We start from the raw sequence: 19,364 nt of genomic DNA, 5'->3' as shown, positions 1-19,364 counted from the left end.
TATCCACATTTGTTGCGATACAGAGCATCATTATAAGTAGTTTACATGTGTATGCGCCGTAGCTTTGGCAGATTATTAAAGGCCCGCTCAATAAATCTATTGGAGCCACTTCACGGTTTGGTCAGAGTTAACCTAGCGATAACAAAAAAAGTATCCAAAAATCTAGCTTACTGAGTAAAATGCATCGCCATGATTATTGACTGGCGGGCAATGTAGTGGGTTACAAAGTAATTCGACTGCCCGAACTTATGGCGTATGAGTTTGGGCAAGTAGAGGGCGATATTGTGGCGCTTCTAAGAGGCGTTTTTGATAGGGATGTTGACCATTTAACATATATCCAAAATATTACGCACCAATTTATCGTCTCTGTAATGATACGATGCGCATACTCATTTCAACTGCGTGGAGAGTGATATGAGCTTACCCGATATCTTTGACCCTTCTAAGCCTCATCGGTGTCCTTTGATGCATCCCAACCCGTCAGTATGTCGTTGTACGAGTTGTGAGATGGCGAGGCAAGTGGCCGCGTCAAAGGCGGCAGTAGAAAGCGCGACGGCTAGAAATTTTGCGCCCACCGGCTCGCTGATGCCAGTAAAAAACGAGGTAGAGGCGCCCGTCGCCACCGAAGAATCCCCCAGAGAAAAAGTGGAAAGACAGCGTAGAGAGCGGATTCAAGAACGAGAAAAGGAATGGCAACAGCTTCAAAAGAAAGTCAGCTTTGAATTAGGTTGGATGCAATCACCGGTGACTCAATCACAATCTGCCTTGTGGGACAGTCTGTTTACCTCTGAAACCACCGCTGAGCAAAAGCAAACCATCAAGCAGTGTAATGCACACCTCAATGAGCCTGTGCGTCAGGGTGAGATTGTTTTACTGCCCACCACGAAACCAGACAAAAAACACGAGCAGGAATTGCTCGATAAGTGGATAGAAGAAGCCAAGATAGCCAGTGCGGAATTAGGCAAACTTTCGGATGAGGAAGTGGCTACCCTTAACCGTCACTTTGAGCTTTTTTCTCATCAATTGGATGAAAGAGTTCGTAATGATGGATTGCCAACGGATTATTACGCTCAAGTGGCGACGGGCGTTGGGGCAACATCTTCGCTTGTCCACCAATACTTAAAGAACATTCAAAATGTCCTGTTAGAGATTAATACGCTTTATGCTTCTCAAGTCGCGATGGCGAGCCGTACTGGAGGCATGAGTTACGGCGCATTTGTTGCTGACCGTGCGGCGTTATTTAAAAAGCTTGATGGCTCTTTTGCAATGCTCTCCAAGCGTAACGTTAAACTCCCTGTTTACACGCAAATCAAGCGTAATCTCAAACTCTCCACGAAGTCCGTCATTCACAATGCGGATGAAATATTAAAAACAGGCTTTGTGAAAGAGTTGGGCAAGCGTATTGGCAATATAGCGATAGGAATTTCCGCTGCTAGAGGTTTGGGGTATGTCGGGCTAGTGCTCGGTGCTGCCAGTGGTGTGGATAATATCCATGAGGCGTGCAAGGTCGATGGAGCGGGAGATTGTGGTCAGACAACAACCCGTGAAATCGGCGGGTTTATTGGCGGTGTCGTCGGTGGTATTCAAGGTGGCAATGCTGGCGTTGGGCTTGCTGTCGCTGCCGTTTCTGGTGTTGCGCTAGTGATTGGTGTGACCGCATCGGCTCCTGTTCTGGCGGTCGCTGCAATGGGTGGCGCAGTTGCCGGTGGTGCTATTGGTGGTGTCGCTGGAGCAACTGCTAGTAAATGGTTTGTAGATGAAATGTATGCTTGGGGTTCTTAATTATGATTAAGGATGTAGCATTTTTTTTCTTTTACTATGCCATCATTTGGTCTATCCCTGGTGTAATAATGATTTCTGTTGTTTATCTAGGGAGCTTTAAACACATTATTTTCATAGATAAGCAGCTAGCTAAAGATTTGAATAAGTATTACGACAATTACGGCTATATGCGTCCAAAGTACCAAATGCCTTGGGATATCGGAAGTCGTTTTATCAATTACTGCATTGCTTATCCTTTTATTCGACATCGCGAACAAACAGATTCTAAAAAATTTAAAGTCTTTATGTGGGTTAATGCGCTAGGTATGTGGAGTTACATTTTATCTTTTGTGTTAATGGTGATTGGTAAGTATTTGACTTAAATTATTGTTGGCGTAACCGCATCGGCTCCGGTTCTGGCGGTCGCTGCAATGGGTGGCGCGGTTGCCGGTGGTGCTATTGGTGGTGTCGCTGGCGGTGCGGCTGGTAAGGCTGCTGGTGATGGATTGTATTTCTTGTATGAAAGCTCGATAGACATCATTGCGGATATTGAGGCAGCTTTCTAATGGCTTGGTATGAACTTCTTGCTGCTACCTTAGGTTTGGTCTTTGGAACTTATGCTCTTGCTTGGTCGATTCCAGGAGCAATTATGATTTCTGTTGTTTCTCTAGGGAGCTTTAAGCACATTATTTTCATAGATAAGCAGCTAGCTAAAGATTTGAATAAGTATTACGACAATTACGGCTATATGCGTCCGAAGCACCAAATGACTTGGGATATCGGAAGTCGGTTTATCAATTACTGCATTGCTTATCCCTTTATTCGACATCGCGAACAAACAGATTCTAAAAAATTTAAAGTATTTATGTGGATTAACGCATTAGGAATGTGGGGTTATGTTGTACTTATATTGAGTTTGATTTTATTAAAATTAACGGGATACATGCCATGAATTTAACTTAAATGTTTATTGGCGTAACCGCATAAGCTCCTGCTTTGGCGGTTGCTGCAATTGGTGGGGCGCTCGCCCTGGGTTCATGGTTATTTGTCTCCGATTCACCACAGAACCACATAATCGTCGATCCGTACTTAGAAGTGTCTATTAACACCTCTAATCAGATGGCCAAACTCACCGATACCTCTACACGCGCTAAAAAATGTCAGATGCAGCGCCCACCTATCCGCATTCGAGAGATTTACTTAATAAAGCAACGGACTTGTTCAACACCCAAATAAAGTGTCGGCTGCGCGACACTGATTCTTATTTGTTAGCTTTTTTCTTTAAGAAGTCGAAATTACAACTAATTGGTGTCAGTTAATTTAACTTCAAGAGAATACTGCTGAGTAAGCTTCTCAATTGATACCGATGATTCATCAACGTGACAAGCCCCATTTTCTATTTTATCCGCTAAACTTCGCAAATATTGAACAACCTGAGCTTCATTAGCAAACTTAGTCTTCACAATGTCGGCATGACGCCCCTCCCTTAAAGCTTTATCTACAAAATTATTACGGTCGCTATCTGTATATTCAGTCATATTAATTTCCCTATATAGTCAATGTTAACTGTTTTAACTCAACAAAAATTTTTACCAGCCACTCTAGATGAAGCTAACGACAAATTAAGGTGTGAACAACGCTAACCATCTACCTAAAGCATTGTGCCATAAACACTAAGCTTGCTTGAAGTGAGGGTGCCTAGCGTTGTGAATCACCCTTAAATTTTATTGTTATAACTTTGACGCCAGCAGATCTCTTAGCTGAGTTACCACACCGACCAAACTTTCATTCGGGTTCGACGCTTCGAAACTGTCTGGACAAACCCAATCCAGAAACTTAGCAGCGTTAGTGCTGCCGCCAATCATTGTAATAATATGTTCTTGGACTTCACTAGGAGTTAAACTCTTCTTTGTTTTCTTCGAGTTCACATGAGCGACATAGTCATCGCGCAGAATTAATAAAGACTTATTGCTTGTAATTTGCTCATTGAATTGACCACGGAGTTGATTGAGCTCATTCGTCATCTCGTTGAATTCGCGTGAATACTTACGGTTTAACTCAACGTACTTACAGCAATTTAAAACAATAGAGTTAAAACAAAGTCTCCATATGCATTGTCGACTAGTTTTTAATTCTGGTTTATGCATGTATGGTTTCGACTCATACTCGCGTATTAGGCTAACTGAAATAGTTAAGTCCCCTATCAGACCAACTAAAATCTCAAGTAACTCCTGATTTCTATTTCTCACTCGTTTTCCCAATAAAAGTTATAACATTGTATTAGTGCGCACGCACGATTTCCCAAAACCGTTATCCGCACTCTCTTCTACCTAACTGGCTGTTACCAATAGAATTTCTCACCTCTAGTGGATACTGCTCTTCCGCGAAAGTGTGCATGCCGCCTATCTCTATTCTGGTATTCACACTATCCCCAAACACAAATCTGTAACTATATGACTAATAAGCTCTTTTAATCATCCGTTCTGGGATAGTGTGAATCGGTCACGGATAAACGGCGCACGCTAATGAGTGTATCTGGCAGATAAGCTGGTTAACCGTCCAGTGTTTAGCCATGCTACCGCCGATCAGTTGTCGGCACCTAACACGCCATCGAGTTGGTAGATTTGAAGCTAGTGTATCAAGGGCTGTTTTGGTTTTCGTGCGCTATTGTCCAAAGTGTTAGATAAGCCATATTTTGTGAGATGGGTACAAGAAGTTACCTAGGCGCAACGGATAAATCATTTTAGTGGGCGTTTGTATCAGCCAGGGAAAATAGGACTGCTAGCAGGATCGGAGTGTTGAGCATCTCTCAGTGTTACCCCGCTGATTTTTTCTAATGCGAAAACGGAAGTTGTACCCGTTCCTTGTTTGACTAAAAATCAGCAGGTACAAAAAAGGCGTAGTAGGTACTAACCTGCTACGCCTTGCTATATCTGGTGGCCCCTCCCAGACTTGAACTGGGGACCAATCGATTATGAGTCGACTGCTCTAACCACTGAGCTAAGGGGCCGAATGGAATGGGATTATAGGGGAAGGCTCACAGGGTGTCTAGCTGTAAGGGGGGCGAATTCAGTATGCTTTTTGAGCACTTAGCGTGTGGTGGGATAAACAAGCGCCGCCAATGTGGCGGCACTCACGCTTTGCTTGCTTAGGAGGTTACCGCCTTATTGCATGGCGGGGTCTTGGCTTTCTTCCGCCGGCCAGGTACTGTTGTCGTCTTCTGGCATTGGCTGCGTGTCGCAATCCGTGTCGCCGTCTGGGCAAGTTACCACGGGCTGGTCGCCTTGTGGTTGGCTGGCTTCGTTGGCCATCGCGGGGCCGGCGAGGCCAACCATCATCATGAGCGCGCTAAGAGTCAGTGCTTTGTTTTGTGTTTTCATCATCTTCTCCTTCCTAGTATTGTCGTTTGCCCTTGAGGACATGAACACTATCTCGTACTCATCGCGCGGCCCTGTCATCCTCTCGCTATAAGGCGGTAAAAGGATTGTCTAGTTTGTCGCCAATTTATCAGCATTGTCAGCGCTTGATTAAATCCCTCTTTCGCGGTCATAAAACCATCAATACGGTGTGTTGATGGTTAATTGATGGCCTTTACGCTCGGTTTTGTCGCTTGCATCTTACTGGCACGCGCTTTACCATCAAAGAATAATTAAACAAAAATATCGATTTAATATTCAATTTAACGCGTTATTTAGGGATAGATATGAAAAGCGACCTCTACCAGCAATCACTGCTCACCTTACTCGACTTGTCACCTCAGCAAATCTACGATCTGATTGATGATGCCGCCGCACTAAAAGCGGCCAAAGCCCGCGGAGAGGAAACCCCACAGCTAACGGGCAAAAACATTGCGCTGATTTTTGAGAAAACCTCGACCCGTACGCGCTGTGCCTTTGAGGTGGCGGCGTTTGATCAAGGCGCGCAAATCAGTTACCTCGGCCCTAGCGGCACCCAAATTGGCCATAAAGAAACCATGAAGGATACCGCGCGGGTATTAGGGAGAATGTACGATGGCATTCAATACCGTGGCTTCGGTCAAGAAGTGGTCGAGACGCTCGCCGCGCATGCCGGGGTGCCGGTGTGGAATGGCTTAACCGATGATTTTCACCCCACCCAAGTGTTGGCTGATCTGCTCACCATGCAAGAGCACAGTGACAAGCCGCTTAATCAAATCGCGTTTGCGTATGTGGGGGATGCGCGCAATAACATGGGTAATTCGCTATTGGTCGGCGCGGCGAAAATGGGGATGGATCTGCGCCTGATTGGCCCTAAAGCCTATTGGCCTGAGGCCGATTTGATCGCGACCTGCCAAGATATCGCCGCCAATACTGGCGCAACGCTCACCTTAACCGAAGACACCGCAGCGGTGAACGGTTGTGACTTTGTGTATACCGATATCTGGGTGTCGATGGGTGAACCCGAATCGGCCTGGGCGCAGCGCGTGGCTGATCTCATCCCTTATCAGGTGAATCCAAGCTTAATGGCCGCCACCGCAAACCCACATGCTAAGTTTATGCACTGTTTGCCTGCCTTTCATAACGATGAGACTGGCGTAGGAAAACAAATTGCCGATCAATACGGGCTCAATGGGCTGGAAGTGACCGACGCGGTGTTCGAATCTGAGCAGTCGATCGTCTTTGATCAGGCAGAGAACCGACTGCATACCATCAAGGCTGTGATGGTTGCCACACTCGTCAACGCAAGCACGTAAACGATTGCACTTTTGCTTGCACGACATAAATAGGGGCGTATAATTCGGCCAGATTTCATTACACGGCCAGACGTTATGTTGGTTATTCCACCTACAAACAGCGATTTATCCGCCCCATTGCGGGACGGTATCCGCATTGGTCGTGATCGTAAAAACCTCCGTTTCGGAGGTTTTTTTTTGCCTGTAGCACACTGCAAAGAAAGGGACTCGCGTTATGGCCAATACGCTTTATAACAAACATATTATTTCCATTCCCGAGCTCAGCCGCGACGAGCTGGCGTTAATCGTCGCCACGGCGGGCGAGCTAAAAGCGCGCCCTAACCCGACGCTATTAAAAAATAAAGTGATTGCCAGCTGCTTTTTTGAGGCGTCGACGCGTACACGCTTGTCGTTTGAAACCGCGATTCAGCGCCTGGGCGGCTCGGTGATCGGCTTCCCCGACGGTGGCAATACCTCGTCAGGCAAAAAAGGCGAAACCTTGGCCGACTCAGTCCGGGTGATTTCCTCGTATGTCGATGGCTTTGTAATGCGCCATCCAAAAGAAGGTGCCGCACGGTTGGCCTCGGAGTTCTCTGAAGGTGTGCCGGTAGTCAACGGCGGTGATGGTGCTAACCAGCATCCAACCCAAACCCTACTCGATCTGTTCTCAATTTACGAAACCCAAGGCCGGCTCGATAATCTCAATATTGCCATGGTGGGCGATCTAAAATATGGCCGTACCGTGCATTCGCTGACGCAAGCCTTGTCAAAGTTCGAGGGGAACCGCTTTTTCTATATCGCCCCAGATGCGCTGGCGATGCCTGAGCACCTCCTTGATGAGCTGACTGCCGCGGGCCACCCGTATAGCCTTCACAGTAGCATCACCGATGTGGTGCCTGAGCTGGATGTGTTGTATATGACACGAGTGCAAAAAGAGCGATTTGATGAATCAGAATACGCGCACATTAAAGCGGCGTTCATTTTAAATGCGGCCATGTTGCGTGATGCCAAACCCAACATGAAGGTGATGCATCCGCTGCCGCGCGTGGATGAAATTACCGTGGATGTCGATAAAACCCCACACGCCTATTACTTTGAACAAGCCGAGAACGGCGTCTATGCCCGAGAAGCCCTGCTGGCACTGGTGTTAAACGAACAGGTTGAAGGAGTTGCACAATGAGCACGGATAACAAACTACAAGTTGAAGCCATCTGTCACGGCACAGTGATCGATCATATCCCGGCGCATATTGGCTTTAAGATCTTAAACCTGTTTCAAATGCACGGCAGCGATCAGCGGATCACCATTGGTCTGAACCTGCCCTCGTCGGCGTTGGGCAGCAAAGATCTGATCAAAATCGAGAATGTGGTGATCAGCGAAGATCAGGCCAGTCAACTCGCACTGTATGCACCACAGGCGACCGTGAATCAAATCGAAGACTATCAAGTAGTGGCCAAGCTGCCACTGACCTTGCCGGAAGTGATTCAAGGCGTATTCCGCTGCCCAAACTCTAACTGTATTGCCCACGGTGAGCCGGCGGTCGATAGCTCATTCCGCGTGCTAAGTGAAGCAGATGATGTGAAGCTGCGCTGCAAATACTGTGAGAAAGTATTCTCACGCGAAATCATGACTGAGCGTCACTGATACCCCCGCAGCGGATACAGGCGTCGTGAGGCGCCTTAGTTTCGCACCTGTGCGATGAGCACTACGCTTGGGCATAAAAAAACCAGCACATGCGTGCTGGTTTTTTGTGTCTCACCTTCAAGGAGAACGTGCGATGCGGTTATTTCACCACGGTGAGCGTCGGCTTGCCTTTTTTGTTTGGCGCGGCCGGCGTGTCGTCTTCGTCATCGGCTTGCGGCAACGCCTCAGGATCGTCAACGCTGTCGACTGATACTAAAGACGGCTCTTCATCGTCTTCTCCCTCGCTGGATGGGGCGGTTTGTTCAAACATCTCCTCATCATCAGCGTGGGCATAGGCTGGCTCCATATCAAACATGGTGCCCGCGCCATTTTCACGTGCGTAGATGGCGAGCACCGCCGCCATAGGCACCAGCACTTGCTGGGGCTTGCCGCCAAAGCGCGCATTAAAACACACGTGCTCGTTGCTCAGTTCCAAGTTACCGACCGCACGCGGGGCGATATTGAGGACAATTTGCCCGTCTTTAACGTAGTCAAACGGCACTTGTACGCCCGGCAAAGTCGCGTCCACCACCATGTGGGGGGTGAGATCGTTATCTAATAACCAGTCGTAAAACGCACGCACTAAATACGGGCGGCGTGGTGTCATCGCAAATTCTGATGTAGACATTATTGACCTGTTAGTCGCATTTCACGTTCAGCTTCTGTCAGTGAGGCGAGAAACGAATCACGCTCAAACAGACGCGTCATGTAATCTTTTACTTGCTTCGCACCTGGGCCAGTTAGCTCAATGCCTAGCGCAGGCAAACGCCACAGCAGCGGCGCTAAATAGCAATCTACCAGGCTAAACTCTTCGCTTAAAAAGTATGGATCTTCGGCGAATACCGGTGCCAGCGCCAGAAGCTCTTCACGCAGCTGCTTACGCGCTTTATCAGCGTCGTCAGCACTGCCTTCCATAATTTGGTCAACCAAGGTATACCAGTTGCGCTTGATGCGATACATCATCAAACGGCTTTGTGCACGAGCAACAGGGTATACCGGCATCAATGGCGGGTGAGGGAAACGCTCATCCAAGTATTCCATGATGATATCCGCGTTATATAACGCTAACTCACGGTCTACCAAGGTTGGAACAGAGTTATAAGGATTTAAGTCAACCAGGTCTTCTGGCAGATTATTCGGATCCACCAGCTCGATTTCTACACTGACACCTTTCTCTGCGAGGACGATGCGTACCTGATGACTATAGAGATCAGATGCGTCAGAGAATAACGTCATCACCGAGCGTTTATTGGCAGCAACAGCCATCAACCCCTCCAGGATGTTCAATATCAATAGAAAGCAATGGGGACCTAAAGTCCCCATTGCGGATTAGCAACACACTAGATTAACCGATCAGTGCACATCGCGCCAATATTCTTTCTTGAGGAAGTACGCCAAAATCAAGAATACCACGAAGAAACCAATCACCCACCAGCCTAACTGCTGGCGCTCTAGCTTCACCGGCTCCCCTGAATATTCAAGGAAGTTAACCAGATCGCGCACCGCATTATCGTACTCGCTGGCACTGAGTTCGCCATTGCCGTCAGATTTAAGGCCAACAAACTCTTCCACCGGCTCACCGTCCACCATACGTGTTTCGTACACTTTACGGGGTGTGCCTTGAAGCTCTTCAAGCACGTGTGGCATACCCACGTTCGGGAACACGGTGTTATTCACGCCAAATGGACGCGATGGGTCGACGTAGAACGAACGTAAATAGGTATATAGCCAATCCACGCCACGTACACGTGCCACCAAGGTTAGATCAGGTGCCGGTGCACCGAAGTATTGCGCGCCCGCCTCTTGTGTCATGGCGTTTTTCATCAACTCGCCGTAATCGGCATTCTTATCGACAATCAGGTTGTCTTCCATCAAGTCTTTAGGAATATTGAGATCTTCGGCCACACGCTGATAACGCTGATACTGCGTAGCATGGCAACCAAAACAGTAGTTCATGAACAGTTTGGCGCCACGTTGCAATGAGGCTTTGTCCGTCAAATCATTGTTGGCTTCGTCCAAGTGGACATTACCACCGGCGGCCATCGCCAAAGAGGGCAACAGCGCGCACAAGATTACAATCCATTTTCTCATTTGAATGTCACCCTCTCTGGTAGCGGTTTTGTTGCCTCATTTTTGCTGTAGAAGAACAACAGCACGAAGAACATGAAGTAACAGAAGCTGAAGATCTGCGCCAGCAAGGTGTAGGTTGGGGTTGCTGGCAACGCACCCAGAATACCCAGAGCAATAAAGGCAATCACAAATTGGACGATGTTCGCCAAGTGCAGCTTGCTGCGGTAGCGGTATGAGCGCACACGGCAGCGGTCAAGCCACGGCAGGATGAACAGCATCACAATCGACGCGCCCATGGCAATCACACCAATTAGCTTGTCTGGGATCGCACGCAAAATCGCGTAGAACGGCGTGAAGTACCAAACAGGGGCAATGTGCTCAGGGGTCTTCAGCGGGTTAGCCGCTTCAAAGTTGGGTGGCTCAAGGAAATAGCCGCCCATTTCGGGATTAAAGAAAATCACGTAGGCAAACAAGATGCCGAACACACCCACACCAATCAAATCTTTCACTGTCCCGTAAGGGTGGAAAGGAATCGAATCAATGATCTTATATTTCTTGGTGTAGTCAGGGTGGAACTTGAACTGTGACTGCTGGCCATCGTCGTCTGCCTCACCTTTCGGCAGTTTAGTGTCGATACCATCCGGGTTATTGGAGCCCACTTCGTGCAGTGCAAGTACGTGCAACGCCACGAGCAGCAAGAGCACAATCGGTAGTGCAACCACGTGAAGCGCAAAGAAACGGTTCAAGGTCGCGCCAGAGACAACGTAGTCGCCACGGATCCATAGCGTCAAATCATCACCAATAACTGGGATAGCCCCGAACAAGGAGATGATAACCTGTGCCCCCCAGTACGACATTTGCCCCCATGGCAGCAGATAGCCCATAAAGGCTTCAGCCATCAGCACCAGGAAGATCAGCATACCAAATAGCCATAACAGCTCACGTGGCTTTTGGTAGGAGCCGTAAATGAGGCCGCGGAACATATGCAGGTAGACCACCACAAAGAAGGCCGAGGCCCCAGTGGAGTGCATATATCGGAGGAGCCAACCGTACTCCACATCACGCATGATGTATTCAACAGACGCAAACGCGCCTTCCGCTGACGGTACGTAGTTCATCGTTAGCCAAATCCCAGTCAGAATTTGGTTAACCAGAACCAGCATTGCGAGCACACCAAACATATACCAGAAGTTGAAGTTCTTCGGCATGGGGTACTCAGTCATGTGTTTGCGATACGCATTCATCGCTGGAATGCGTTTCTCAACCCAGTTCAGCAAGTTTTCCATTACGCAGTCCCCTCATCTTGTCCCACGAGTACCCGTTTGTCGTCCAAGTACATGTAAGGTGGAACGACCAGGTTCAGTGGTGCAGGTACGCCTTGGAATACGCGTCCTGCCATGTCAAATTTAGAACCATGACACGGGCAGAAGAACCCGGCTTTCACCCCACTCACTTGCTCACTGAAGCTGTCAGGCAGATAGGTTGGCGAGCAACCTAGGTGGGTACAGATACCAACCGCGACAAAAATTTCAGGTTTAATAGAGCGGGTCTGGTTGGCTGCGTATTCTGGCTGTTGCGGCTGTGCCGAACCGGGATCACGAAGCTGGTCCTCGAAGCTAGACAGCTCTTCGACGACCGCATCACTGCGACGCACGATCCATACAGGTTTTCCTCGCCACTCAACACGGATCATTTGTCCGTCTTGTAGCTTGCTGATATCGACTTCGACAGGCGCGCCCGCCGCTTTGGCTTTCGCGCTTGGGTTCCAAGACTTAATAAAAGGTACGGCAACTGCTACGGCCCCTAAACCGCCAACAACTGACGTCGTCGCAGTCAGGAAACGGCGTCGGCCGGTATTCACTGGCGCATTGCTCATCCAACATTCTCCCATGTGCTCCCGCTTGGATTTTTATTGTGTCCTTTGCGTCCATGGAGCGTACGGCTTACTTAAAAACGAATATGTAATAACGGCTGACTGGGATCAGTTCGATTAAATCTTAGCTGCTATTACGTCGGCTAGATGATAGAGAAAACCCTACTTTTTGACAAGATAAAGCTACCTTTTTGTAACAAATGTGAGCGGTGTGCACAGAATTGAGGAAAGGGTAATAAAAATGTTGGAAAGTGAGTGCTTATACACTGTTTTGAAAGGAAATAAATGAGTATTACACGCGAGAATGCTGGTTAAATTGATGAATAAAAAAAGCCTGGCGTTGCCACCAGGCTTTTTGCAGCAAATCTGACTGAAACGTCGATTAACGCTTCGAGAACTGCGGGCTGCGACGTGCTTTGCGTAGGCCAATTTTTTTACGCTCAACGCGACGAGCGTCACGCGTAACAAAGCCAGCTGCACGTAGCGCAGGACGTAGTGACTCGTCATACTCCATCAGGGCACGAGTAATGCCGTGACGAATTGCGCCAGCTTGACCAGAGATACCACCACCAGAAACGGTGATGTACAGGTCTAGCTTCTCGGTCATTTCTACCAGCTCAAGCGGCTGACGAACGACCATGCGAGCGGTTTCGCGACCGAAGTAAGTGTCGAGAGAACGCTTGTTGATCTCGATGTTACCGCTGCCTGGCTTGATAAAGACACGCGCTGCGGAGCTTTTGCGACGGCCGGTGCCGTAGTATTGTTCTGCCATTGCTTTATTCCTCTTAGATGTCTAGTACTTGCGGTTGTTGTGCCGCGTGCTTGTGCTCAGAACCTGCGTAAACTTTCAGTTTACGGTACATAGCACGACCTAGAGGACCGCGTGGCAACATACCTTTAACGGCTTTTTCAATAACCAGTTCAGGTTTTTCCGCGATCAGTTTTTCAAAGCTGATTGACTTGATGCCACCAATGTAGCCAGTGTGGCTGTAGTACATCTTGTCAGACTTTTTGCGGCCAGTAACAGCCACTTTCTCAGCGTTGACAACAACGATGTAGTCACCGGTGTCAACGTGAGGAGTGTATTCTGGCTTGTGCTTGCCACGCAGACGCGTTGCAATTTCAGTGGCCAGACGGCCCAGCGTTTTGCCTTCAGCGTCTACAACGAACCAGTCGCGTTTTACAGTTTCTGGTTTAGCAACGAAAGTTTTCATGCTAATGATTACCCGATTAATAAGTTTCACTTCAGGAGCCTAAGCTCCCACTGTTAAGCGCCCATACATCACCCCTTCGAGTGGTGGTACACTCGGCCTAAGCCTTTCAACAGTAACGGTGGGTCGCGAGATTATAGGGAAGAGTGGAGAAAAAATCACCTCCTTTTGGCAAAAAAATTCGATGGATTTTTTAAGTTGGTGATTGTTTGGCTACTGCACGCCACTGTAGGGCGGGACACGCACCATCAGAACGCTTGCGCCCCGCTTTTTATCCTATTTAGGGCAAGTGCGGCAAGGCGAGGTAGTCATGGCTTTGCATCTCAATAAGGCGTGATTGGCAGCGCTGAAATTCAAACGCCAGCCGCTCGCCTTGATAGAGGCTATCCATGGGTACCGCCGCCGAAATAATTAGCTTCACGCTGCGCTCATAAAACTCATCCACCAAGGCAATAAAGCGCCGTGCAGCGTCGTCTTGCAAGCCAGTCAGCTGAGGCATATCAGCAACCAACACGGTATGATAAAGGCGTGCCAGCTCCATATAGTCACTCTGGCTACGTGCTGATTGGCACAGCTCAGCAAAACCAAAATGCACCACTCCATCACCGTTTTCGATGGTTTGCAGCGGTCGATGGTTCACCTCGATCACATCCTGCTTCAACCCGCCCTCGCCATTAAGCTTCTTAAAATACGCGTGCATTTGCGCAGTCGCAGCATCACCTAAAGGGTGGTGAAAGATCTCGGCTTGCTCCAGGGTGCGTAAGCGGTAATCGACGCCTGAGTCGACATTGACCACCTCACAATGCTGGTTAATCAAGGCGATCGCAGGCAAGAAACGGGCACGTTGTAGCCCATTCCAGTAAAGCTCATCTGGCACAATGTTAGAGGTGGCCACCAAGGTAATGCCACGCGCAAACAAGGCTTCCATTAACGTCCCCAAAATCATCGCGTCGGTAATGTCAGAGACAAAAAACTCATCAAAGCACAGTACTCGGGTTTCTTGGGCGAACTTATCGGCAATTTGTGGCAAAGGGTCAACCTCGCCATCCAAGGTTTTCAGCTCTTGGTGCACGCGATGCATAAAGCGGTGAAAGTGCATCCGCATCTTGTTTTCAAACGGCAAAGCGTGGAAAAACGTATCCATTAGGTAGGTTTTGCCGCGCCCCACCCCGCCCCAGAAATATAAGCCTTTTACAGGGGTCACAGAAGCCGGCTCGCGCTTACGCCAAGGCAGCCAGCTGCGCTTTTCCGGCGTGGCGGGAACAATGGGGTTGGCAACTAAGCGATGGTAGAGATCATCGAGTTTCTCTACTGCCATACGCTGCGCGGGGTCTTCAATAAAATCGTTATGGGTCAGATCGTTATTGTAATGCTCGAGTGGCGTCATTCCGTGAAAGCCTCATTGATTATCGCCTCGCACGCATATTAACACGCCCGATACAAAACGTAACATATCCGCCAAACCGGAGAGGACTCGCCCCAACCCACAATCCGTCCGCTGCCAGTACCGCAAGGACGCATCGACGTGTATAGTAAGCGAATCCCCCTTGCTGAGCTATTGGGGAATGTACGATATTATTAGGTAGGCAAGTGATTTTACTTGTCTTGACTGACCCGCCAGTGGTATCTGTGGACAGTCAACTTGTGACTACAAGGAGCAGTTATGGCCTGGATTAATAGCCTGATCTTTCTCGTCATCGGTATCGCGGTAGGCTTCTTCATTGCCCGCATGACGACACGCGATCTCAAACAACAAAAAAACATGAAAAGGGAGCTAGAAAAGTCACGTTACGAGCTGGAGCAATATCGCCAAGAACTGGTTGATCATTTTGCCCAAAGCGCGGAGCTGCTCGATACCCTTTCCAAAGATTACAACAAGCTCTATCAACACATGGCAAAGACCTCGACTGATTTGATGCCCAACTTGCCCGATCAGGATAATCCGTTTGCCAAGCGGCTGGGTAAAATCACTGAAGTGAAAGCCGAGACAACCAGTGAGCCGCCAAGAGACTACTCAGGCAGCGCCTCTGGACTGCTCAAAAGCGGCGAAGGGTCACGCGCGACAAGTTGATGGAGGATTGAACTTTTTCAGATAGCCCCCACTCTCACTTCATACCTCGACAATCGGAGTGTGAGTCTATGATGAAGAAGTCTTTACTAGCGATGAGTATCGCCGCGCTGACTCTTGGCGCGGCTTTTTCCCCTCTCCCGAGCCACGCAGCCTTGCCGCAAACCGTTAACGGTGAGGCGATGCCCAGCTTAGCGCCCATGCTAGAGAAGGTGTCTCCTGCGGTGGTGAGCATTGCCGTTGAAGGCAATAAAGTCGCCAAGCAGCGTATTCCAGAAGCCTTTCGTTTTTTCTTCGGCCCCAACATACCGCCAGAACAAGCCCAAGAGCGCCCATTTCGCGGACTCGGCTCAGGGGTGATTGTCGACGCGGATAAGGGCTATATTGTCACCAACCACCATGTGATTGATGATGCCGACCAAATTCGCGTGCAGCTCAAAGACGGACGCGAGTACGATGCCACCTTGATTGGCAGCGATGAAATGTCTGACATCGCCCTTCTTCAGCTCGAAGAAGAGGCCGATAACCTGACCCAAATTCCGCTCGCGGACTCCGACGAACTGCGCGTGGGCGATTTTGCCGTGGCGATTGGTAACCCGTTTGGGCTTGGGCAAACCGTTACTTCGGGGATCATCTCTGCACTAGGGCGCAGTGGTTTGAATTTGGAAAACTTTGAGAACTTTATTCAAACCGATGCGGCGATCAACAGTGGTAACTCGGGCGGTGCCCTGGTTAACCTTAATGGCGAGCTAATGGGGATCAACACCGCTATTTTAGGCCCAAATGGCGGTAACGTCGGGATTGGTTTTGCGATTCCAGTCAATATGGCGAAAAGCCTAGTCGACCAAATTATCGAATACGGCTCAGTGCGCCGCGGTATGCTGGGAGTAACCGGTCGCGAGCTAACATCGGAGCTGGCCGATGCCTTTGGCCTTGCTACAAAACACGGTGCCTTTGTCAGCCAAGTCATGCCTGAATCTGCAGCAGAAGAGGCAGGCTTGGAAGCCGGGGACATCATCGTCTCGGTTAATGGCAAGAGCATCCGCAGCTTTGGCGAGCTACGCGCTAAAATTGCCACCTTGGGCGCGGGCAAGCCAGTGACCTTGGGGGTTATCCGCGACGGTGAAAACCTAGAAATGGACACCACCCTTAAAGAGGCGAGCCAAACGCAAACCAAGGCCGACAACTTACACAAAGCCCTCACCGGTGCTGAGCTGAAAAATCACGACACCAAGCCCGCTGGGGTAGAAGTGACGGCGATTGAAGAAGGTTCACTCGCCGCGCGCTATGGGCTGCGTGAAGGGGATGTGATTGTCGGTCTTAATCGTCACAAGGTTGAGAACTTAGGCGATCTGCGCAAACTGCTGGAAGACAAACCCAGTGTGCTGGCGCTCAATATCGTCCGCGACAACAGCTCCTTGTACCTGGTGATCCGCTAGACCGCGAACAGGCCTGGCGTTCATCGATTGATGCCTGCCTTCTCGGCAGGCATTTTTTTGGTCAGACCGCGGTGATGATTTCCCCAACCCGCGCTGACAATGCTATTCTCTAGCTCCGCGTTAAGTTGCTTGAGGATGGCATTATTTATGCTGGCGTTATTGATTCGCTCTGTGATTATTGGCTTGGTGACGGCTGCTTTATTGTTGGTAGCGGTGCCAGACTTACGCTCGGGTCTGCTATCCGGCTTTTCAATGGCAGACAGCATCGAGGACGATCCCGTGGAGCTGGTGTCGTTCAATTACGCGGTTAAGCGCGCGTCGCCGGCAGTGGTCAATATTTACACCCGCAACTACACTGGTAACGAACGATTAGCCCTCAACACTCAGGGGTTAGGCTCTGGGGTGATCATGAGCGCTAAGGGCTATATTGTCACTAACTATCACGTGGTCGCCGAGGCCGATCAGGTGATTGTGGCGTTGCAAGATGGCCGTATTTTCACCGCCCAGATGGTGGGTAAAGACCAGCGCACCGACTTAGCGGTGATCAAAGTACAAGCCGATAACTTACCCGTGATCCCGGTCAACGAGCGCTATCAGCCCGCGGTGGGCGATACGGTGCTCGCGATTGGTAACCCCTATAACCTCGGCCAAACCACCACTTATGGCATTATTTCCGCGACCGGGCGTACCGGGATGAGCTTTTATGGCCGCCAAGACTTTTTACAAACCGATGCCGCGATCAACCGAGGGAACTCTGGCGGCGCCTTGGTCAACAGCCGCGGCGAGTTGGTGGGTATTAATACCGCCTCATTCCAGCAAGCCACCGATTTGGAAACCTATGGCATCTCGTTTGCTATTCCCTACGGGTTGACTGAAAAAATCATGAATAAACTGATTGCCGATGGCCGAGTGATCCGAGGCTATATCGGGATTGATGGTCGTGATGTGAATCCGGTAATGGCGCGCCTGCTGGATGCCGAGCAGCAACGAGGAGTGATGGTGTCTGGAGTTGACCAAGGGGGACCGGCGGATAAAGCCGGCATCCAACCGCAAGATTTAATTATTAAGATTGATGGGCAAGCGGTACGTGGCGCACGCAGTGCCATGGATATGGTCACCGATACGCGCCCAGGCTCCACGCTAGATGTGACCCTTATTCGTGATGGTGAGACCCTGACTCTGCCGGTCAAGGTGGGCGATGAAAGGCAGCGCCGCTAACGCTGTCGGTCTCTGCGCTTATCGCTTCACGCCATCAAAAACGCCAGCTGGGTGCTGGCGTTTGTGTATCGAGTGCAGGCGAGGTTACGCCGCGTCAATCCGCTCTATTTTCGCGCCCAAGGCTTGAAGTTTATCCTCGATACGCTCATAGCCTCTATCGATATGATAAATGCGATCGACAATGGTCTCGCCCTTGGCGATACAACCTGCAATCACGAGGCTCGCCGAGGCGCGCAAATCGGTCGCCATCACTTGCGCCCCGCTTAAGCTGTCGGTGTCACCACAGATCACGGTATTGCCCTCAATTTCTGCATGAGCGCCCATGCGCTGCAGTTCAGGCACATGCATAAAGCGGTTTTCAAAGATGGTTTCGGTGATAATGCCCGTGCCCTTGGCCACCAAATTAAGCAGGCTAAACTGGGCTTGCATATCAGTCGGAAACCCGGGATGCGGTGCGGTGCGTACATTCACCGCTTTTAGCTCGCGGTCGGTCATATCGAGTTCGATAAAATCATCACCGGTGACGACCTTCGCCCCCGCCTCTTCGAGCTTGTGCAATACCGCTTCGAGTAACTCGGGCGAGGTATGGCGGCAAATAATATGCCCACCAGACACGGCCGCGGCCACCAAGAAGGTGCCGGTTTCAATCCGATCGGCCACCACTGAGTGCTTGCCGCCGCCGAGGCGTTCTACCCCCTCAATTTCAATCCGATCCGTGCCTGCACCTGACACCTTGGCACCCAGCATGTTGAGGAACTTGGCAGTATCAACGATTTCTGGCTCACGCGCCGCGTTTTCAATCACTGTGGTGCCGTCAGCCAGAGTGGCCGCGCTCATGATGGTGACCGTCGCGCCGACGCTGACTTTGTCCATCACAATATGCGCCCCTTGCAAGCGGCCATCCACGGTCGCACGCACATAGCCTTCATCCAAGGTAATAGTGGCACCCAGCTGCTCAAGGCCATTAATGTGCAAGTCTACTGGGCGGGCACCAATCGCGCAGCCGCCTGGCAATGACACTTCGCCTTTACCAAAGCGTGCTACCAAAGGCCCAAGCGCCCAAATAGACGCGCGCATGGTTTTGACTAAATCATACGGCGCACACAGCTCGGTGATGTCACTGGCATCCACATGGACAGAGCCGTTGCGGCTCACCTTGGCACCCAGGCGAGATAACAGTGCCATGGTGGTATCAATGTCACGCAGTTTAGGGACATTCGCCACCTCGACCGGCTCTTCAGCGAGTAATGAAGCAAATAAAATCGGGAGGGCGGCATTTTTCGCGCCGGAAATGGCCACTTCACCTTTTAGCGGGCCATTGCCCGTCACTCGAAACTTTTGCATCAGACCC

The 19,364-nt window shown here is 49.9% G+C and carries 21 protein-coding genes and 1 tRNA gene; 9 read left to right on the top strand and 13 right to left on the bottom strand.

Annotated elements, in window-relative coordinates; genetic code table 11:
* Positions 1-507 precede the first annotated feature (507 nt).
* The 3 genes from FCN78_RS01990 (at position 508) to FCN78_RS01975 (ending at position 2,713) form a co-directional block, all read left to right on the top strand.
* Positions 508-1,782 (top strand): hypothetical protein, encoded by a 1,275-nt coding sequence (locus FCN78_RS01990; RefSeq protein ID WP_201258651.1) that lies wholly within the window; start codon positions 508-510, stop codon positions 1,780-1,782.
* A 2-nt stretch (positions 1,783-1,784) separates the two neighbouring features.
* The gene (locus FCN78_RS01985; RefSeq protein ID WP_077659049.1) at positions 1,785-2,144 is read left to right on the top strand and encodes a hypothetical protein; all 360 of its coding nucleotides are present in this window, start codon (positions 1,785-1,787) and stop codon (positions 2,142-2,144) included.
* Between the two features lie 182 nt (positions 2,145-2,326).
* Positions 2,327-2,713, top strand: coding sequence for a hypothetical protein (locus tag FCN78_RS01975; protein WP_077605723.1), 387 nt, complete (start codon positions 2,327-2,329; stop codon positions 2,711-2,713).
* A gap of 349 nt (positions 2,714-3,062) precedes the next feature.
* Here the strand turns inward: FCN78_RS01975 and FCN78_RS01970 are convergent, their stop codons facing one another.
* The 4 genes from FCN78_RS01970 to FCN78_RS01955 all read right to left on the bottom strand — a co-directional run bounded on the left by FCN78_RS01970 (position 3,063) and on the right by FCN78_RS01955 (position 5,144).
* Positions 3,063-3,299 carry a hypothetical protein gene (locus FCN78_RS01970; RefSeq protein ID WP_077659048.1) on the bottom strand — a complete coding sequence of 79 codons (237 nt, stop codon included), beginning with the start codon at positions 3,297-3,299 and terminating at the stop codon, positions 3,063-3,065.
* 192 nt (positions 3,300-3,491) lie between these two features.
* Positions 3,492-3,785: a hypothetical protein gene (locus FCN78_RS01965; RefSeq protein ID WP_235607557.1), complete on the bottom strand. Its 294-nt coding sequence runs from the start codon at positions 3,783-3,785 to the stop codon at positions 3,492-3,494.
* Positions 3,786-4,695: 910 nt separating this feature from the next.
* A tRNA-Ile gene (locus FCN78_RS01960) sits at positions 4,696-4,771 on the bottom strand.
* A gap of 154 nt (positions 4,772-4,925) precedes the next feature.
* Complete coding sequence (locus FCN78_RS01955) at positions 4,926-5,144, bottom strand: hypothetical protein (protein WP_131825565.1); 219 nt, start codon at positions 5,142-5,144, stop codon at positions 4,926-4,928.
* Between the two features lie 320 nt (positions 5,145-5,464).
* Here FCN78_RS01955 and argF point away from each other — a divergent pair, with 320 nt between their 5' ends.
* The 3 genes from argF (at position 5,465) to pyrI (ending at position 8,095) form a co-directional block, all read left to right on the top strand.
* On the top strand, positions 5,465-6,472 hold the full coding sequence (gene argF / locus FCN78_RS01950) for an ornithine carbamoyltransferase (protein WP_077659045.1): 1,008 nt from the start codon (positions 5,465-5,467) through the stop codon (positions 6,470-6,472).
* A 214-nt stretch (positions 6,473-6,686) separates the two neighbouring features.
* Entirely contained in the window at positions 6,687-7,631 is a 945-nt protein-coding gene (gene pyrB, locus FCN78_RS01945) for an aspartate carbamoyltransferase (RefSeq protein WP_069363327.1), read from the top strand.
* The gene (pyrI, locus tag FCN78_RS01940) at positions 7,628-8,095 is read left to right on the top strand and encodes an aspartate carbamoyltransferase regulatory subunit (RefSeq protein ID WP_077659044.1); all 468 of its coding nucleotides are present in this window, start codon (positions 7,628-7,630) and stop codon (positions 8,093-8,095) included. The genes pyrB and pyrI overlap by 4 nt, the downstream gene beginning before the upstream one ends.
* 139 nt (positions 8,096-8,234) lie before the next feature.
* Here pyrI and sspB read toward each other — a convergent pair whose 3' ends face one another.
* The 8 genes from sspB to zapE all read right to left on the bottom strand — a co-directional run bounded on the left by sspB (position 8,235) and on the right by zapE (position 14,675).
* Positions 8,235-8,762, bottom strand: a complete 528-nt coding sequence (gene sspB / locus FCN78_RS01935) for a ClpXP protease specificity-enhancing factor (protein ID WP_077659043.1) — start codon at positions 8,760-8,762, stop codon at positions 8,235-8,237.
* Positions 8,762-9,400, bottom strand: a complete 639-nt coding sequence (sspA, locus tag FCN78_RS01930) for a stringent starvation protein SspA (protein WP_046073932.1) — start codon at positions 9,398-9,400, stop codon at positions 8,762-8,764. The genes sspB and sspA overlap by 1 nt, the downstream gene beginning before the upstream one ends.
* Before the next feature lie 87 nt (positions 9,401-9,487).
* A complete protein-coding gene (locus FCN78_RS01925; protein WP_046073931.1) occupies positions 9,488-10,225 on the bottom strand; it encodes a cytochrome c1 in 738 nt (245 codons plus the stop codon).
* Positions 10,222-11,490, bottom strand: coding sequence for a cytochrome b (locus tag FCN78_RS01920; RefSeq protein WP_069363323.1), 1,269 nt, complete (start codon positions 11,488-11,490; stop codon positions 10,222-10,224). Before FCN78_RS01920 ends, FCN78_RS01925 begins: the two co-directional genes overlap by 4 nt.
* Complete coding sequence (gene petA, locus FCN78_RS01915) at positions 11,490-12,080, bottom strand: ubiquinol-cytochrome c reductase iron-sulfur subunit (protein ID WP_046073929.1); 591 nt, start codon at positions 12,078-12,080, stop codon at positions 11,490-11,492. The genes FCN78_RS01920 and petA overlap by 1 nt, the downstream gene beginning before the upstream one ends.
* Positions 12,081-12,459: 379 nt before the next feature.
* On the bottom strand, positions 12,460-12,849 hold the full coding sequence (rpsI, locus tag FCN78_RS01910) for a 30S ribosomal protein S9 (protein WP_069363322.1): 390 nt from the start codon (positions 12,847-12,849) through the stop codon (positions 12,460-12,462).
* 13 nt (positions 12,850-12,862) lie between these two features.
* A complete protein-coding gene (gene rplM, locus FCN78_RS01905; protein WP_077649969.1) occupies positions 12,863-13,291 on the bottom strand; it encodes a 50S ribosomal protein L13 in 429 nt (142 codons plus the stop codon).
* Positions 13,292-13,568: 277 nt separating this feature from the next.
* A complete protein-coding gene (gene zapE, locus FCN78_RS01900; RefSeq protein WP_077659042.1) occupies positions 13,569-14,675 on the bottom strand; it encodes a cell division protein ZapE in 1,107 nt (368 codons plus the stop codon).
* 276 nt (positions 14,676-14,951) lie between these two features.
* On the opposite strand from zapE, the gene zapG reads away from it, so the two are divergent.
* From zapG to degS, 3 genes are all read left to right on the top strand, one after another.
* Positions 14,952-15,359 carry a Z-ring associated protein ZapG gene (zapG, locus tag FCN78_RS01895; RefSeq protein WP_069363320.1) on the top strand — a complete coding sequence of 136 codons (408 nt, stop codon included), beginning with the start codon at positions 14,952-14,954 and terminating at the stop codon, positions 15,357-15,359.
* Between the two features lie 71 nt (positions 15,360-15,430).
* Entirely contained in the window at positions 15,431-16,795 is a 1,365-nt protein-coding gene (locus FCN78_RS01890) for a Do family serine endopeptidase (protein WP_106407177.1), read from the top strand.
* Positions 16,796-16,942: 147 nt separating this feature from the next.
* Positions 16,943-18,013 carry an outer membrane-stress sensor serine endopeptidase DegS gene (gene degS / locus FCN78_RS01885; RefSeq protein ID WP_077659041.1) on the top strand — a complete coding sequence of 357 codons (1,071 nt, stop codon included), beginning with the start codon at positions 16,943-16,945 and terminating at the stop codon, positions 18,011-18,013.
* An 84-nt stretch (positions 18,014-18,097) separates the two neighbouring features.
* Here degS and murA read toward each other — a convergent pair whose 3' ends face one another.
* Positions 18,098-19,357 (bottom strand): UDP-N-acetylglucosamine 1-carboxyvinyltransferase, encoded by a 1,260-nt coding sequence (gene murA / locus FCN78_RS01880; RefSeq protein WP_069363317.1) that lies wholly within the window; start codon positions 19,355-19,357, stop codon positions 18,098-18,100.
* Positions 19,358-19,364 lie beyond the last annotated feature (7 nt).

It is taken from the genome of Salinivibrio kushneri, from assembly GCF_005280275.1.
GTDB lineage: Bacteria > Pseudomonadota > Gammaproteobacteria > Enterobacterales > Vibrionaceae > Salinivibrio > Salinivibrio kushneri.
Note: the sequence above shows the minus strand (reverse complement) of the source record. Positions and strands in the feature narration are given on the sequence as shown.

Coding starts and splice junctions, on each gene's coding strand:
- FCN78_RS01925 (WP_046073931.1), bottom strand. CDS start 10,225: ATGAGAAAATGGATTGTAATCTTGTGCGCGCTGTTGCCCTCTTTGGCG.
- murA (WP_069363317.1), bottom strand. CDS start 19,357: ATGCAAAAGTTTCGAGTGACGGGCAATGGCCCGCTAAAAGGTGAAGTG.
- FCN78_RS01970 (WP_077659048.1), bottom strand. CDS start 3,299: ATGACTGAATATACAGATAGCGACCGTAATAATTTTGTAGATAAAGCT.
- FCN78_RS01890 (WP_106407177.1), top strand. CDS start 15,431: ATGAAGAAGTCTTTACTAGCGATGAGTATCGCCGCGCTGACTCTTGGC.
- zapG (WP_069363320.1), top strand. CDS start 14,952: ATGGCCTGGATTAATAGCCTGATCTTTCTCGTCATCGGTATCGCGGTA.
- FCN78_RS01965 (WP_235607557.1), bottom strand. CDS start 3,785: ATGACGAATGAGCTCAATCAACTCCGTGGTCAATTCAATGAGCAAATT.
- zapE (WP_077659042.1), bottom strand. CDS start 14,675: ATGACGCCACTCGAGCATTACAATAACGATCTGACCCATAACGATTTT.
- argF (WP_077659045.1), top strand. CDS start 5,465: ATGAAAAGCGACCTCTACCAGCAATCACTGCTCACCTTACTCGACTTG.
- pyrI (WP_077659044.1), top strand. CDS start 7,628: ATGAGCACGGATAACAAACTACAAGTTGAAGCCATCTGTCACGGCACA.
- sspB (WP_077659043.1), bottom strand. CDS start 8,762: ATGTCTACATCAGAATTTGCGATGACACCACGCCGCCCGTATTTAGTG.
- FCN78_RS01975 (WP_077605723.1), top strand. CDS start 2,327: ATGGCTTGGTATGAACTTCTTGCTGCTACCTTAGGTTTGGTCTTTGGA.
- pyrB (WP_069363327.1), top strand. CDS start 6,687: ATGGCCAATACGCTTTATAACAAACATATTATTTCCATTCCCGAGCTC.
- rplM (WP_077649969.1), bottom strand. CDS start 13,291: ATGAAAACTTTCGTTGCTAAACCAGAAACTGTAAAACGCGACTGGTTC.
- FCN78_RS01990 (WP_201258651.1), top strand. CDS start 508: ATGGCGAGGCAAGTGGCCGCGTCAAAGGCGGCAGTAGAAAGCGCGACG.
- petA (WP_046073929.1), bottom strand. CDS start 12,080: ATGAGCAATGCGCCAGTGAATACCGGCCGACGCCGTTTCCTGACTGCG.
- FCN78_RS01920 (WP_069363323.1), bottom strand. CDS start 11,490: ATGGAAAACTTGCTGAACTGGGTTGAGAAACGCATTCCAGCGATGAAT.
- FCN78_RS01955 (WP_131825565.1), bottom strand. CDS start 5,144: ATGATGAAAACACAAAACAAAGCACTGACTCTTAGCGCGCTCATGATG.
- FCN78_RS01985 (WP_077659049.1), top strand. CDS start 1,785: ATGATTAAGGATGTAGCATTTTTTTTCTTTTACTATGCCATCATTTGG.
- sspA (WP_046073932.1), bottom strand. CDS start 9,400: ATGGCTGTTGCTGCCAATAAACGCTCGGTGATGACGTTATTCTCTGAC.
- rpsI (WP_069363322.1), bottom strand. CDS start 12,849: ATGGCAGAACAATACTACGGCACCGGCCGTCGCAAAAGCTCCGCAGCG.
- degS (WP_077659041.1), top strand. CDS start 16,943: ATGCTGGCGTTATTGATTCGCTCTGTGATTATTGGCTTGGTGACGGCT.